This window comes from Wolbachia endosymbiont (group A) of Andrena hattorfiana (assembly GCF_947179565.1).
Classification (GTDB): domain Bacteria; phylum Pseudomonadota; class Alphaproteobacteria; order Rickettsiales; family Anaplasmataceae; genus Wolbachia.
Genome location: NZ_CAMXBT010000002.1, coordinates 330,387 through 346,438, shown reverse-complemented (window position 1 = coordinate 346,438; position 16,052 = coordinate 330,387). Strand labels below are relative to the sequence as shown.

Here is a 16,052-nt window from a genome sequence, read left to right as displayed (position 1 = left end):
TAATGTATTTCAACCGTTACTTTTCATTAATGAGACTGCACAGTTTAACAGGTTTGTGGCTTGTGCTATTTCCCAGTTTGAGCGGTATTCTTTTAGCCTCAACTTCTCTATCGTATCAGGCTCTTTTTCTCCTTGTTTTATTTACTATAGGTGCATTTTTAATGAGACCTGCAGGGTGCATAATCAATGACATTTTCGATAGGGAAATAGATGCGCACGTTGAACGAACAAAATATAGGCCACTTGCAAGTGGTGCATTAAACATAAAGCAGGCTTTGGTTTTACTCTCACTGCTACTATCTATCGCCTTGGTAATTTTATTGTTAACTAATAAAACCACACTCATACTTGGAATAATCTCAATGTGTATGATAGCTACTTACCCTTTATTAAAGCGGTATGTTTGGTGGCCACAATTGTTCTTAGGGTTTACCTTCAATATGGGATCGCTCATGGGCTCAGCAGCAATAATAAACCAGATCAGTATAGAATCCTTGCTGTTTTATATAGGATGCGTCTTTTGGACACTTAGCTATGACACCATATACGCTCATCAAGATAAAAAAGATGATGAAAAACTCGGAATGAAATCTACCGCATTATATTTTGGTGATACAACAAAATCTTGGTTGAAAAGATTTTATTTAATATCTCTTATGACGTGGCTATATGCTGGTATCTTATCATCATTAAATAACATCTTTTATATTGCTCTACTTGCTGTAGGGTTCATATTTCACCGCCAATACAAAAATTTCAATCCTGACGATCCCAGTCAATGCATGTCCATATTTAAAAATAATTCCTACGTAGGGTTGCTTCTCTTTTTTGGCATCCTTTTAGATAGAATTATCACCTAGGTCCCAAGAGCTTTGGCTCTAATGAAGTCAATAAACTCAGGTAGCTCGCAGAAACGAAAAAACTTACTTGACAAACTCCACCAGCCCCCTTATTATGATAGTAAGGGTGTTCGTAACTCAAAACTTGTTTTTGACCTGTAGGGTCAATGACAAAATTCAGTAAAAAACTCAGGGTATTTATTGGCGGATTACATAAAATTATAGCGGCTGCATGTTTTTTAAATTTTTTCTACATTCAGCCAAATCGCGCTTATTTTAAGCGTTAGCACATTATTACAGCGCCACTTACAGTAATATAGAGTCAAAACTCGCACCACGGGGCTTCTTTTGCCTTTTTTTCCGCTTGGTAAATTTCTTAATGTTTGTGGCTAAAGCAATTTAAGAGACCGAAAATGGTGTCATTCCAGCGTGTGACGCTGGAATCTAGTCTTTATTATGCAGCCACTTATTTAAAGTTAAGTTTTCTGGATCCAAGTAGTCAGGGCACTGGGATGACACCTTGACAATCGTCATCCCGCTACGTGTTAGCGGGATCTAGAGATACCGCGGCGGTATGACGTAGGGAAACCTTTCTTGGTTAGCTACAGCAGCTTGCAAACCATTCAGAAAAGGGAAGACAAAACTATAAAAAACCATAGGCGCCAGATGGTTTTTAGCTAAAGTCAAGTGTCTGGAATTTTAGACATAGAATCCCCCATATGAACAAGATTCAGAAACAATGCAACGTACATTGGGCAGAGATTAAGTATATGTATACACGCTGAAGAAGATACGCCACATTTTTAACTGAAATTTAGATGAAAAGTCTGCAGACGGAGATAGATTTTGAGCTCTCTAAATATCTCTAATTGTCATTATAATAAGGATTTGAATATGCAGAAGTAATTTTTTTAGTTAAAATAAAAAAGTTTTCTGCTATAGCACTACTAAGCAGCAGAAGACCTTGCATGACCTCCAAAAAATGCTTTTACTCTTTCAAGATAAGTAGGTGGCGTTGGAGAAATGCTTACCTCATCTATTATAAGATATATTGCCGAATCTACAATGTCATCTGTTATTGATTCCCTTAGTCCTTGTTTTATCTGCCCTCTGTGAATATGTTTCCCATAATCTTTATGAAATTTCACGTAGAGTTCTTTAAACACAAATTCTTTTATAGCATTTCTTGTATAAGAAATGTCGTCCTTTGCCTCATCGTTCATGACACCCCAATCTAATTTAGAATCTGATGAGTATAATTTATCAAAATTTTTCTCAAAATTTTCCTTTAAGACTTTTATCTTATGGTAATGCTTACCCATATATCCTTCAAAAAATCTTTTAGTAGCATTACAAACTAGCCCCCTTATTAGGTCAGGCTCTAGTTGAGCTATAAAGTTATTTTTTACTTCAAGACAACTAAGCGAATAAATAATACGATCGAACATTCCCAGAGGACATAAACCAAGTCCATCCTTTAAATTCATTAATAATAGTGAATTCACATCTGATTTTTGATTCTCAGCAGCTGAAACTAAGTTTGCAGTTTGTGTGAGAGTTAAGCCAGTTTTTGATTCTTGCCAATTTGCTATACTAGAATTATTAAAGTTAAGATAATTCTGCAATTGATTTCTTTGTTCAGCTGTTAACTCATCTGAGTTGTTTATATAATCTTCATACTTTTTATTGAGTGCATTTGACTGAGTTCCAAATTTCTGTTTTAGCTCCTCAGCACACTTTATAACACTTTCCTCAAAACTACTCGTGTGAACGCTCTGACTGCCAGTGCCCACATCACTTACATTAAACAAAAAGCTGAATTGTTTGACATTTAAACCCAAAGGTGAAAAGAGTTTTACTAATGGATACTTTATCAATTCAAGAAGTGCCACTGGGATTAATAATATAGTATTGATAAGCACTAAACATATTCTAGCACTTATTACTCTACTATTTGATAACATTCTGCTGAGCTCTGATACCTTCGATGCACAGTACAAAAATGGTAATTGAATGCAATATATTAAATATATAGAGAAAAATAGAATCTTATCTTTCAACCCTATTGTTGGGTCATTATATACTTCAGAAAAAATACCATCACCACTATTTTCATTTTTGAAAGATTGATAGCTGCTTGTAATCTTTTCTGTAAAGATAGAACAGAGCTTATGCAGCCCGTAGCACGAAACGCCAATAGCTAGAAAAATTGCAAGTGTTCCAAAAAAGGCTAATACTTCACTTGAAGTTTTAGCAAGAAGGAATGCATGAAGCATACTAATAAAGATCTCAAGTAAGTAGTCAAATAAAATAATTGCTCCAATAGCAGAAACAAATAGTAAAATATACCCACACGCAACCAAAAATATTTTTAACCTCGGATTCATAACCTTCACTTAACAATTAATATAATTCATTTTAGGCATAAATTAAAAAAAATGCAAGTTTTTATAAAGATCGATTGAAATTTCTGAGCTTCAGTTATATCGTTAGCCTATTTAGATAAAAATTATTGTGTCAAATAAAATAGGTTTTTGGGCTATTTTTGCCTTAGTGATTAGCAGCCAAATTGGCTCTGGAATTTTTATGCTTCCAATTAGCCTTGCTCCATATGGCGCTTATAGCCTTATAAGCTGGGTGATATCAGGGCTTGGTGCTATATCTCTTGCTTTGGTTTTTGCCTTACTCTGCGCAAAATTTCCAGAAACGGGTGGTCCTCACGTTTATGTAAAGCATGCTTTTGGCCCTGCTGCAGCTTTCTTTGTTGGTTGGACGTATTGGGTGATCTCATGGGTTAGCACGACAGCAGTAATCGTTGCAAGTATTGGCTATCTTACTTCGCTTTTTCATGGAGATATTCAAAATATACGCTTATTTTTAGAAATACTATTATTTACGATCATTACACTAATAAATTTAAGAGGTGTCACTGCTGCTGGATGTGTTGAGCTTTTATTGATGACTGTCAAAATTACCGCACTGCTTGCTATACCAGTAACAGCGTTGTTTTTCTTTGATAGGAATAATTTTATCATAAGTGAGGAAATATCAACCCTCACGATGTCTCAAGTCCTTGCTCGCTCTACACTACTCACTCTATGGTGTTTTATTGGACTTGAATCAGCAACAGCACCTGCAGGATCAGTCAACGATCCAGCCAAGACTATACCAAGAGCCATAGTGCTTGGCACAATCTCTGTTGCAGTTATATATTTCATTAATAGCCTTGCAATCATGGGATTGATAAACGGCAATGATCTAGTTAATTCAAAAGCGCCGTATGTTGACGCAATAAAAATTATGTTTCCTGGTAATTGGCATTTGATCATTTCTATTGTTGCTTTTATTGTTTGTGTTGGCAGTTTAAATGCTTGGGTACTAGCTAGTGGACAAGTGGCCCTTGGCCTTGCAGAAGATAAACTGATGCCACAGTTCTTTGCTAAAAGAAACAAGCACGGTTCTCCTTTCTGGGGCATAACAATCAGCTCCGTTGGCACTTCAGTTCTACTAATTCTCACTTCAAGCAACAATTTTGCTAAACAGATCACATCAATTATCGACTTTTCTGTAGTTTCATTTTTATTTGTTTACCTTGCATGCAGTCTTGCTTTTCTCAAGGTTATTATAAAGGAGAAAAACTATTACAAATTTTTAATTGGCAGTATAGCAACAACCTTTTGCTGCTGGGTAATATTTGAAACTTCTGTGAATACCTTGCTGATCGCAAGCTTATTCACCGCAAGTGGCATACCCATTTATTTATTTTGGTACTGCAGAGCTCCTGCACAATAAAATAGAGTTTAACGACTTTTCTTATTGTCCACTTGTTCAACATTACCCTTCTCAAGTTTACTATCTACTTCTTTTGCGTGTTCATCATCTACACTAGTCTCATCTTTTATCTTACTGGAGTGACCTGCTTGCGATTTTTCATATGCTTCCATGTTGTCATATATAGGGTTACTGATGATTTCTATTTTTTCAGGTGTGAAAATCCTTGCTAAAAATCTCCCTATTATTGGTATTGATCTTAAGAAATCTCTTAGCTTTGAAGATTCTTGTCTTTTATTTAGGAACTGTTGGTCTATTTTAAGGTTTTTTACACCATATTTTTTATCATCAAAATTTATTGCAGGCTTTCTTTTTTTCGAAAGAACATTTTGAGCCTTTAATCCATTGGTTCTTTCAGGCTCTTGAGGTGTAGACATTGCAGGTTTAACCTTAGTTTCATTGTATTCTTTATTCATCTTTCACTTTATTATGTAATATTACTAATATTGCATAATAATAGCTAAACTACAATTAATTGCAAGGTAAAAATATTAAAACAATTGTAAATTTTATCAGTAAAAATATAATAGAACTTTAAAGTTAGAGGTTCATCTATATGGGATACAAAATTGCTGTTATTGGAGCAACCGGAAGAGTAGGGCGTGAGGTATTAAGCACGCTTGCTGAGTTTCAAGATGAGGCAATAGATTCTGTAATTGCACTTGCATCGAAAAAATCAGAAGGGAAGAAGGTGAGTTTTGGTGACAAAGAGTTAACAGTTTTATGCCTTGAGGATTATGACTTCGTTGGAACTAATGTAGCCATTTTCTGTGCTGGATATCATGTTTCTGAAAAGTATGTACCAATTGCAACACAGGCTGGATGCATCGTGATAGATAACAGTTCCCATTTTAGAATGAAAGAAGGTGTGCCACTCATTATTCCGGAGATTAATAAAGAAAAAATTATGGAATATAAAAACCACAACATAATATCCAACCCAAACTGTACTACAATACAGATGCTGCTAGTACTACATCTATTACACCAGAAAGCAAAAATAAAGAGAATCGTTGCTTCAACTTATCAATCAACTTCTGGCGCAGGCAAAGCAGCAATGGATGAGCTCTATGACCAGACAAAAAAAATCTTCATGAATGAGACTAAAAAGCCCGAGATATTCTCCAAGCAAATAGCGTTTAATTGCATTCCCCATGTAGGGAAATTCATGGAGAATGGTTCTACAGAAGAGGAATGGAAAATGCAAGAGGAGACAAAAAAAATTTTAGAGGAAGATATAAAAGTTACTGCAACTTGTGTAAGAGTACCCGTCTTTATCGGTCACGCTATGGCAGTAAATGTAGAATTTGATCAACATATCACTGAAGAACAAACTCGTGAAGTGCTAAGTGAAGCCGAAGATAGTGGAGTTTTAGTGTACAACAGGCGTGAAGACGGTGAATACATCACTCAAATTGATGTTGTACAGGAGAATGCTGTATATGTATCGCGTATTAGAAGAGACAATACTGTTGAACACGGATTAAATATGTGGATAGTGGCTGATAATCTGCGCAAAGGCGCAGCATTAAATATAGTGCAGATTCTTGAGATTTTGATAAGAGAGTATTAAGTGCATATAGAGTGCACGTACGTTGTAATTCGAAGGAAATTTGTATACCACATGGCAGCATGTGACGCAAAAACCATGAGAGCTACAAAAACTTCCTTGACAAACTCCGCCACCTCCCTTATCATGAAACTGAAGCTAATTATTTATCTTCTCTGTACAGATTGAATGACAAAAAAACTCAACGTATCTGGTGTCTCATGTTTAATTTTTTGCACTATGTGCGCTCTATGTCTTTATCAAATTTCTAGGTTTTTACCTATACAAGCTGAAATACGCTTAAAAGCGTTTAAGACAGTAAAAGACGTCAAATAGACAAGGGAGAATTTGAATACTAGCCACCCTAGGGTTTCTTTGCCTTTTTTCCACTTAGTAAATTTCTTAACGTTTATAATTTGGGTTAGTCGCATTTAAAAGCGGCTGAATCGTAGCGTTTAGAATAAAAAACGCCAATATTTTGAAGTACATATAAATAACTAGTTAACCACGGGGCTTCTTTTCCCTTTTTTAAATTAGTTAATTTCTTAATATTTATAGCTAAAAGAGCCCAAGAGAGGTCAGTGCTCCTTTTTTTGTCATCCCAGTGCGTGACACTGGGATCTAGGAAACTTAACTGCAAGTAATGCATTGGGTTTTGTGAACATGGGTTTTGCGTTATAGAATGAAACACTTTTGGTGAATTTGTAAAGAGAACTAGATCCCAGTGTCACGCACTGGGATGACAGGAGAAGGTACTGACCATCATAAAGTGAACCAGTGTCAGCTACTTGGATGACACCCTCATAAAGTGAAATGAGATCCCGCTAACACGTAGCGGGATGACGAGAAAGGGGCTACTCAGATGACAACAAAGGGGCTACTTGAATGACATCCTTCCTGGTGTGCTCAAATAACAATGTTCGTACAAATACGTGCTAGAGTGACACCGTTTACTATGTAACATCTCATCATATCACAATGTTCGTACAGTTGTGGCGGAATGACGTAGAAAAACTATTAACTTAAATCTATATTGACATGTCCCATTTTACGCTTATCTCTAACCTCTTTTTTCCCATATATGGTTAAACTAGCTTTTTCGTTGCTCAAATACTTATGAGAATCATATATATCGTTACCTATTATATTTTTCGTCATACAAGGAAAGCGTAATACTACTTCCTGCATAGGTAGCCCGCATATTATCCTAACCAGCTGTTCAAATTGACTAACGTTACATGCATCCAAGCTCCAGTGGCAAGAATTGTGAGGTCTTGGAGCTAGTTCATTAACTAACAATTCGTTATCTTTAGTAACAAAAAATTCAATAGCCAGAATTCCTATTACATCGAGCGCATTTGCTATTTTCTTTGCAGATCGTTGTACCTCTTGAGTTAATTTGCTATCTATTTTAGCTGGCACTGTTGAAGTATCAAGTATTCCATCAACGTGGTAATTTTCTGCTATAGGAAAAAAAGCTACTTTACCGTTTTTATCTCTTGCAACGACTATTGAAACCTCTTTCAGTAAATCAACACTTGCTTCAAGAATGTACTCTGTATTCCAATCAAAGGAAGCGAATTGCTTCACTTCAGAATCATTCTCAAGCACATATTGCCCTTTTCCATCGTAACCCATTTCTGTTGTTTTCAGCCTTGTTGGATAGCCAAAAGTTCTACTGCTTTTCAGTAGCTCATTATAATTTTGTATACTTTTGTATTCAGCAGTTTTTATACTCAAGCTTCTAATGAAATCTTTCTCTCTAAGCCTATTTTGCGCAATGTGTAACGCTTTTTTACCCGGATAAAAATTTACATCGATATCAATTGCACTACATGGAATATTTTCAGACTCAATAGTGACCAAATCCATACTCTGTGCAAAAGATTCAAGCGCTTTCTTATCAGAGAAATCTGCTATTGTGAAATCATCAGCAACAGAGCAAGCAGGATCGTCCTTAGCACTGGCAAAAACATGTGTTTTTTGTCCAAGTTTTGTTGCAGCGATAGCAGTCATTTTACCCAATTGTCCACTACCTATTATTCCTATTACTTTTTTGCTAAGCGCATCTGGTTCGTTCATACTATAAATTGATATTTCCTAATTAAAGTATACTTGAAAAATCTATGAAAAAAGTATATAATTAAGATACTATCTTTTTATCATGAATATTCTATAATGATAGAGTACACACTAACTACCAACTTTGTTGAAGTTACAGTTTTACCAATTTATATTGAAGAGCAATCCATTCCTTATGAAAATTGCTATATATGGATGTATAACGTTAAGATAAAAAACAAAAGCCAATCAACTATTCAATTATTAAGTCGTCATTGGCAAATAATAGATTATAAGGGAAAAATAAATGAAATTGCCGGAGTTGGTGTTATCGGAGAACAACCTGTGATAAAATCTGGAGAGGTATTTAAATACACAAGTGGAACATACTTAAATGCACCGTCAGGAATAATGCAGGGTAAGTATGAATTTCTGAATGAAGAAAGCATAAAAATTTTTGAGGTTATGATACCACCCTTTTCTTTGGATAGTCCATACGTCAAAACTAGACCCCATTAACTATCAAAATAGTTTATTTGTAACCGTTCACTGTTAGACTGCATTCTGTGATTTTTAGCAAAACATGATCTTTCATTTGAGCTTTCTTCAATTTAAAATAAATACAGAAACTAGCTATCTTCAAAAATATGGTTGAATAATTGTTAATAACAGTGTATAATTATTAATATTTTCAAGCATTTTTGCCATGGCTCTTTCAAAATTTCTCGATCCTCGCAATGATTTGTGTTTCAAAAAAATCTTTGGAACGGAAAAAATAAGAATATCCTGATCCACTTTTTGAACGATATTTTAGGGTTTACTGAGATAAATGCAATACAAGAAGTTGAGTTTCTTAGCACTATTATGGATCCCGAAGTTGCCTCTGATAAACAAAGTATTGTTGATGTTCTCTGCAAGGATTCTCACGGAAATAGATATATAGCAGAAATGCAGCTCGCTAGAGACAAGGGCTTCGAAAAACGCGCTCAATTATATGCCGCTAAAGCCTACTCAAGACAATTAGATAAATCTGGCAACTACATTGATTTAAAGAAAGTCTTCTTTATTGCTATATCAAATTGTAACTTACTTCCTGAAGAAGTTGATTATATTTCTACTCACAATATACTTGATATAAAAACTAACGGCCATTACTTAAAAGATTTTCAATTTATCTTTATAGAATTGCCCAAATTTTCAAAAAGTAAAGTAGAGCAGTTAGAAAGTATAGTAGAAAGGTGGTGTTTCTTTTTTAAATACGCAGAAGAAACAACAGAAGAGGACTTAAAAGAGATAGCAGAAAAAGCGCCAATAATAAAGCTAGCATATGATGAATTAGACAAGTTTCGTTGGAATGAAAAAGATTTAGTAGCTTACGAAGAAAGAATAATGGATCTACGGAAAGAAGAAGCCATTCTTGAATACAGACTTGATCTTGCTGAAGAGAAAGGTATACAAAAAGGTATAGAGAAAGGAAAAATTGAAGGGAAAATTGAAGTCGCAAAAGCAATGCTGGCTAATAATGTTGATGTCAACACTATTGTCAAGTTTACTGGCCTTTCTATTAGTGAGATTGAAGAATTAAGTGGAAATCTGTGAACGGTTACCTATATGTTTTTGCTGGCAAAAATTCTCTAATGGTCTTAAATAAAACTTTAAGTGAGTGATTGTCAGACATGTTGTGCTCTGCTGATTTCATCAAGTATACTTCAACATCGGTTGACTTAATTTTTTCAGCTAAATTCAATGAAGTTTGATAAGGAACATCTTTATCATTGATGCTATGCAATAAACGCACAGGACAGTTTATATCTATTGCTTCTCTGTTTAAAAGAAGGTTCTTTTTGCCATCTTCGATCAAATTTTTAGTTATTTTGTATGTACAATGCTCTAAAGTAAAATCTATTACACCTTTAGAACCTAGTTCTTCTTTTTGCTTGCCTGACAATTGCTTGAATATCAAATCTTCAGTAAAATCAGGAGCAGACGATATGCCGATTAATGCTGCAATTTTTTCTGGAAATTGAAGGGCAATGAGCAGCATCAGCCATCCTCCCATACTTGAACCTATAATTATTTGTTTATCACTAGTTAATTCACTTATCACTTTAGCACAATTTTCTTGCCAATCACTTATCATGTAATCAATAAAATCACCACTTGAATGACCGTGACCAAAATAATCAAATAGCACAAGTGCTATATCGTTTTCTTGGCAAAATTTGTAAATAGCAGTTGCTTTAGTTCCATCCATATTAGATGCAAATCCACCGAAAAAAACTACAGAAGCTTTCTTTCCTTGTAGCTTTCGATATGCTATGTGACCATTATTTCCATCATTACAATAATCCATACTACTTTGGCAAAGCAACCTGGTTATCACTCAATTGACGCAAATAACTAACTAGATCTGCAATTTCTTGTGGATTGGAAATACCTGCAAATGCCATACGCGTACCTTTTATATAGGCTTTTGGGTTCTTTAAGAAAGCAAATAGCTCCTCATACCCCCATTTTCCACCTCTTTCAAGCACTGCTTTTGAGTAATTGAATGAGTTACCAAGATGAGCCTTTTTGTTTCCAAATACGTTCCATAAGTTTGGTCCTACTTTATTCATTCCACCTTTCTCAAAACTATGGCAGGCTATACATTTCTTCGCTGCTGACTTGCCTTTTTCAAAGCTAGCATTCTGCATGAGTGCTCCAATATCGAGCGCCACTTGCTCGATTTTTTGCTGGAACTCATTGTTACCAGCAGCTACTATCGTTTGGTGTTCAATCTTATATTCCTCTGGACTATACAGCATATCAACTACGTTGCTGACTATCATAATGATTAGCCCAGAAAGTAAAATCGATGCTGCAATCTTATTAAGCTCCATAGTTAATTTTTATCAATTAATGTTGCTTAAATTATGCAAATATTTTCGCAAATAGCAACCAATTACCTTGAAGCTCGCTAAAGATGAGAGTCTCTAGCTACAAATATTAAGAAATTTACCAAATAAAAAAAAAGGCAAAAGAAGCCTCGTGGTTATTATCCGCTTTAAAATATTGGCGTTTTTTATGTTTTAAACGCTTGACAAGCGAGATTAAGCTGCTTTTAATTGCAACTAACCTACGCTGCAAATGTTTAAGAAATTTACTAAGCAGAAAAAAAGACAAAGAATCTACGAGTTAGCTAGTCTTTTACTATCTCTATCGAGTATTGGCATTTTTTGATGTCTTGTAACGCTTTATAAGCGCGTTCAGCTTATTTAGATAAAAATCTAGATGTAGATGAAGTTTTGTAAAGACATACAGTATCTATATACTGCAAAAAATTAAACATAAGACGCTGATACATTAAGTAATCCTTACCTTTTAATCTGCAGATTGGCGAAAGCAAATACAATAGCTTCAGTTTCATGATAAGGGGACTGGCGGAGTTTGTCAAGTGGTTTTTGTAGCTCTCATGGCTTTTGGATTCTAACGTCACACGCTGGGATGATACCAGTTGTTACTCAAACAACAGTTATGCAAGAGATCTGATTACATCTAAGCTAACAATGGACCACTAGATATATTACTAACTACGTTGACCTGACTCAATATTTTATTAGTGGGATTGAAATAATTTTCTATAAATTCCTTATATATAGCTGTTAATTTATGTATATCATTTACTAATACGCATTCGTTTATCTGATGTGCGGTTTTGTTGATTATACCAAATTCAATCACTGGACAAACATCTTTGATAAACGCAGCGTCAGATGTGCCACCACTTGTGCTCAGCACAGCATCAATACTGGTAACTTTATTTATCGCATCAAGCATAATATCAGTATTTCTATCAGGAGTAGAGAGGAAAACGTCCCTGCTGCTATGCATAGAAAGTTTATAATCGTTAGTTACACTGGAGCATATTTCATCAATCAGCTTATATAAGCCGTCAGGTGTTTGTGTATCGTTATATCGAATGTTAAAACGTGTAGTTGCTGAACTAGGTATTAGATTGCTAGTATTATTTCCAACATCGATAGTAGTAACTTCGCAATGTGAAGGCTGAAAATATTTATTACCATGATCAAAAATAGTATTTTTTACCTTACTCAATATCGATATTACCTTATATATTGGATTATCTGCTAGGTCTGGGTAGGCAACGTGTCCTTGTTTTCCATGGCAAATTAATTCAAATGTTACAGAACCTCTTCTGCCTATTTTTATGGTATCACCTAATTTCTCACTACTGGTTGGTTCGGCAACTACACAAAAATCTATCTTTTTTTGCTTACTTTTCATCCATTCCAAAACTGCCTTTGTTCCATATTCTTCCGTGCTTTCTTCAGCACTGGTAATCAATGCACTTATCGAACCATTAAATTGAAACTTTTCTGCAATTAAATTTGCCATAGCAGCAATAAATGCAGCTATTCCGCTTTTCATATCAGCTGCTCCTCTTCCATATAGCATTCCATCTCTAACTTCTGGATTAAATGGACCAAATGCCCAATCTTTTAACTGACCCGGTGGTACAACATCAACATGCCCAGCAAAGCACAAATTTGGTACTCCATTTATATATTTCGCATAAAGATTTTTAACTTTAGTTCCATCATCACCAAATTCTAAAATCTCACAGTCAAAGCCACTTTTCTTGAAGATTGTTGCTATATGCTCTATTGCCCCGCTGTCCCTTGGTGTTATACTCTCAAAAGAGATCAATTTCTTAGTTAGCTCTACAGGGTCAATTTTCATGTCAATCTTAAAATACTTATATTGCTATATTGTAAACACTCTATGCACTATTTAAAACAAATATTACATCAAGCCGAACAAACTTTTCTAAGGGAAGTAATAACAGATTACCACCTTGCTGATGATATCTATAAAATATGCACACGACACGGAAATGACATCTTTCTAGTTGCAGATGAAAATACAGCAAAACTTTTAAACAAAAACGTATTTAATAAAATTTCTCACTTAATTATCCCGAGCAATACCATTAGGCCTCTTGCAAAACCTCATATCATTTCGGATGCTCCCTACATTTTATCATCCCAGTCCTCCGAGACTGGGATCCAGGAAAAAAAATCAGCGTCACGCGCTGGAATGACACCAACCATGGGTACTAATCTTTCACTTGCCTCTCTTGAGACCATAAATCTAGTTAGAAACAAAGCAAAAGACAGTGACTTAATAGTTGCATTTGGTAGCGGCACCGTTAACGACATCTGCAAATATGCAAGCTACCTCGAGAAAAAAGATTATATATCGTTCCCAACAGCCGCTTCCATGAATGGATATACATCCGCAAATGCTTCAATATTAGTAAATGGATACAAAAAATCGTTCAAAGCACATCTTCCAAGAGCGATATATATAGATATAGACATACTTACCAATGCACCACTGCGCATCACATTAAGCGGATTTGCAGATTTCATTTGCCGTTCGACAGTTCAGGCTGACTGGCTACTATCTCATTTGTTGCTTGGCACAGAATACAATGAATTACCTTTTACACTTGTTCGCGATTTGGAGCAAATTTTGCTAAGAGAGTATACGGCGCTTACTAAAAGAAGTAGAAAAGTGGTCCTATTACTTATGGAAGTTCTACTAATTTCAGGACTTGGAATGGTAATATCAAAAGGCAGCTATTCTGCAAGCCAAGGAGAGCATATGATAGCTCACGCAATGGAAATGGTAACAAGAGATCATTCCTCACTACATGGCGAAAAAATTGCTGTTACGACGATTACCATGGCTAATTTGCAGGAAAAGATATTATCAATACAAAACCCGATTATCAACCCGACCACTTTAGATGTAAAACATATAACTCAGTGCTTTGATAATATCGAATTTGTAAGAACTTTTGAACAGAAGCAAATTATGCAGCAAAAAATCCAAGAGATTATTTGTAAAGAATGGACTAATATTTCCAATTTAATTAAGCAAAATTTACTACCTGCAAAATACCTGCAAAAAATATTTGAAGATCTATCAATTCCGCACTTACCAGAGCACCTCAGTTGGAATAAAGAACAATATTGTAAAGTGGTCGATCTTGCGTTTGCAACAAGAGATAGATTCACCTTTCTTGACTTAGCTAATTGCATAGAAGAAAGTTAAGTTTTGTAGTGAAATTCTATCATTTAAAGAGATCATAGGCCAAAAGCTAAACCCTTTTCACACTCTCTTATCCATTGTCCTCTAAACTGTACACCTAAGTGGATATACAACTGAAAGTAACCATTCCAAGTAGCTGACACCGGGTCGCACTACTTCACCAATAGCACTATCTTGCTAAACATAGTTTAGTTTGAGTGGCTGAGGAGGGACTTGAACCCCCGACCAAGAGATTATGATCCTCCTGCTCTACCAACTGAGCTACTCAGCCTAATTGAAAACCTTGCTATATATGTGACCTACATGCTTTGTATAATATTTCAAATCAAACAAAGATTCAAGTTTTTCCGAGTTAATAACCTTAAGTAAAGGTTTATCTTGTTTCAATTCGGCCAGAAAATCACTGTTGTTTTGTTTCACTTTCATTGCATTGCTCTGAACAATTTTATACGCCTCTTCCCTCGCCAAACCACTATTTACTAACTCAAGCAATACACGCTGTGAGAAAACTAAACCTTTTGAAGAATTTAAGTTCTTTTCAATGTTTTCCTTACTGATTACCAATTTATCTATCAAATCTGTTAATCGCACTAAAGCAAAATCCATTGTTATACAAGCATCAGGAGCAATGCATCTTTCCACAGACGAGTGTGATATATCACGTTCGTGCCACAATGCAACATTTTCTAACGCAGGAAAAACATAACTGCGTATTAAACGTGAGAGTCCCGTCAGATTTTCACTTAAAATAGGATTACATTTGTGTGGCATAGCAGAGCTTCCCTTCTGCCCAATGGAAAAATGCTCAGAAATTTCGCCGATTTCAGTTCTTTGCAAATGACGAATTTCAATTGCAATATTTTCTATTGAGCTTGCAATCACTCCCAAAATCGAAAAGAACATGGCATGTCTATCACGAGGAATGACTTGAGACGATATGGTTTCAGGTATGAGTCCCATTTCTTTCGCTACATACTCTTCAACAAACGGGTCAACATTTGCAAAATTACCTACTGCACCTGATATTTTACAAATTGAGATCTCTTTTTGCGCGCTAATTAATCTCTGATAATTGCGTTTAAATTCAGCATAAAATCTAGCAAATTTTAATCCAAGAGTTGTTGGTTCTGCATGCATTCCATGACTGCGCCCAACACAAACAATATCTTTATAGTCCTCAGCTTTTTTTTTCAATACTGCAAGTAAATTTTTTAGATTCCCGAGTAAAATATCACATGACTCTTTCAACTGCACCGCAAGGCATGTATCCAAAACATCAGAACTTGTCATTCCATAGTGGAGGTAACGAACATCAACTCCCGCTTTTTCAGCAACATATGTCAGAAAAGCTATAACATCATGTTTTACAATGGATTCAATTTCGTTGATACGTTCAATATCAAATTCAATAGCACCAGAGAGCTTCTGAGCAACACTATTTGGAATCACTCCTAACTCTGCTTGAGCTTCACACGCTAATTTTTCTATTTTAAGCCATATATTAAATTTATTATTTTCCTCCCAAATGGCAGACATTTCTTTTTGGCTATAGCGCGGGATCATTAAATGACCCCCGTCTTATCTTTGAACATGCTAGATCCCAGTGTCACGCACTGGGATGACACCAGCTTAGCCATGGCAGACATTTCTTT

The 16,052-nt window shown here is 35.3% G+C and carries 12 protein-coding genes, 1 tRNA gene and 1 pseudogene; 6 read left to right on the top strand and 8 right to left on the bottom strand.

The window, feature by feature from the left end; genetic code table 11:
• The first annotated feature begins 2 nt into the window (after positions 1-2).
• Positions 3-860 (top strand): 4-hydroxybenzoate octaprenyltransferase, encoded by an 858-nt coding sequence (gene ubiA / locus OM966_RS03480; RefSeq protein WP_253307364.1) that lies wholly within the window; start codon positions 3-5, stop codon positions 858-860.
• A 926-nt stretch (positions 861-1,786) separates the two neighbouring features.
• On the opposite strand, the gene OM966_RS03475 is transcribed toward ubiA, so the two are convergent.
• On the bottom strand, positions 1,787-3,226 hold the full coding sequence (locus tag OM966_RS03475) for a hypothetical protein (RefSeq protein WP_264328824.1): 1,440 nt from the start codon (positions 3,224-3,226) through the stop codon (positions 1,787-1,789).
• Positions 3,227-3,353: 127 nt separating this feature from the next.
• Between OM966_RS03475 and OM966_RS03470 the strand changes: the two genes are divergently transcribed.
• Positions 3,354-4,631 (top strand): APC family permease, encoded by a 1,278-nt coding sequence (locus tag OM966_RS03470; protein WP_264328823.1) that lies wholly within the window; start codon positions 3,354-3,356, stop codon positions 4,629-4,631.
• 8 nt (positions 4,632-4,639) lie between these two features.
• On the opposite strand, the gene OM966_RS03465 is transcribed toward OM966_RS03470, so the two are convergent.
• The gene (locus OM966_RS03465) at positions 4,640-5,086 is read right to left on the bottom strand and encodes a hypothetical protein (RefSeq protein WP_253307368.1); all 447 of its coding nucleotides are present in this window, start codon (positions 5,084-5,086) and stop codon (positions 4,640-4,642) included.
• A 140-nt stretch (positions 5,087-5,226) separates the two neighbouring features.
• On the opposite strand from OM966_RS03465, the gene OM966_RS03460 reads away from it, so the two are divergent.
• A complete protein-coding gene (locus tag OM966_RS03460) occupies positions 5,227-6,243 on the top strand; it encodes an aspartate-semialdehyde dehydrogenase (protein WP_264328822.1) in 1,017 nt (338 codons plus the stop codon).
• 993 nt (positions 6,244-7,236) lie between these two features.
• On the opposite strand, the gene OM966_RS03455 is transcribed toward OM966_RS03460, so the two are convergent.
• Positions 7,237-8,301: a 5-(carboxyamino)imidazole ribonucleotide synthase gene (locus OM966_RS03455; RefSeq protein WP_264328821.1), complete on the bottom strand. Its 1,065-nt coding sequence runs from the start codon at positions 8,299-8,301 to the stop codon at positions 7,237-7,239.
• A gap of 96 nt (positions 8,302-8,397) precedes the next feature.
• Here OM966_RS03455 and apaG point away from each other — a divergent pair, with 96 nt between their 5' ends.
• Together apaG and OM966_RS03445 are read left to right on the top strand one after the other, a co-directional pair.
• Complete coding sequence (apaG, locus tag OM966_RS03450) at positions 8,398-8,799, top strand: Co2+/Mg2+ efflux protein ApaG (RefSeq protein ID WP_253307374.1); 402 nt, start codon at positions 8,398-8,400, stop codon at positions 8,797-8,799.
• Positions 8,800-8,986: 187 nt separating this feature from the next.
• Positions 8,987-9,879: pseudogene (locus OM966_RS03445) on the top strand (Rpn family recombination-promoting nuclease/putative transposase).
• A gap of 4 nt (positions 9,880-9,883) precedes the next feature.
• Here OM966_RS03445 and OM966_RS03440 read toward each other — a convergent pair.
• The 3 genes from OM966_RS03440 to dapE all read right to left on the bottom strand — a co-directional run bounded on the left by OM966_RS03440 (position 9,884) and on the right by dapE (position 13,023).
• Complete coding sequence (locus OM966_RS03440) at positions 9,884-10,633, bottom strand: alpha/beta hydrolase (protein WP_264328820.1); 750 nt, start codon at positions 10,631-10,633, stop codon at positions 9,884-9,886.
• A 1-nt stretch (position 10,634) separates the two neighbouring features.
• Complete coding sequence (locus OM966_RS03435) at positions 10,635-11,162, bottom strand: c-type cytochrome (protein WP_264328819.1); 528 nt, start codon at positions 11,160-11,162, stop codon at positions 10,635-10,637.
• A gap of 655 nt (positions 11,163-11,817) precedes the next feature.
• Complete coding sequence (dapE, locus tag OM966_RS03430) at positions 11,818-13,023, bottom strand: succinyl-diaminopimelate desuccinylase (protein WP_264328818.1); 1,206 nt, start codon at positions 13,021-13,023, stop codon at positions 11,818-11,820.
• Between the two features lie 42 nt (positions 13,024-13,065).
• Here dapE and OM966_RS03425 point away from each other — a divergent pair, with 42 nt between their 5' ends.
• Positions 13,066-14,403, top strand: a complete 1,338-nt coding sequence (locus OM966_RS03425; RefSeq protein WP_264328817.1) for an iron-containing alcohol dehydrogenase — start codon at positions 13,066-13,068, stop codon at positions 14,401-14,403.
• Positions 14,404-14,598: 195 nt separating this feature from the next.
• Here OM966_RS03425 and OM966_RS03420 read toward each other — a convergent pair.
• Positions 14,599-14,671: transfer RNA gene (locus OM966_RS03420), tRNA-Met, on the bottom strand.
• Positions 14,671-15,963, bottom strand: coding sequence for an adenylosuccinate lyase (purB, locus tag OM966_RS03415; protein WP_264328816.1), 1,293 nt, complete (start codon positions 15,961-15,963; stop codon positions 14,671-14,673). The genes OM966_RS03420 and purB overlap by 1 nt, the downstream gene beginning before the upstream one ends.
• Positions 15,964-16,052: the final 89 nt, after the last annotated feature.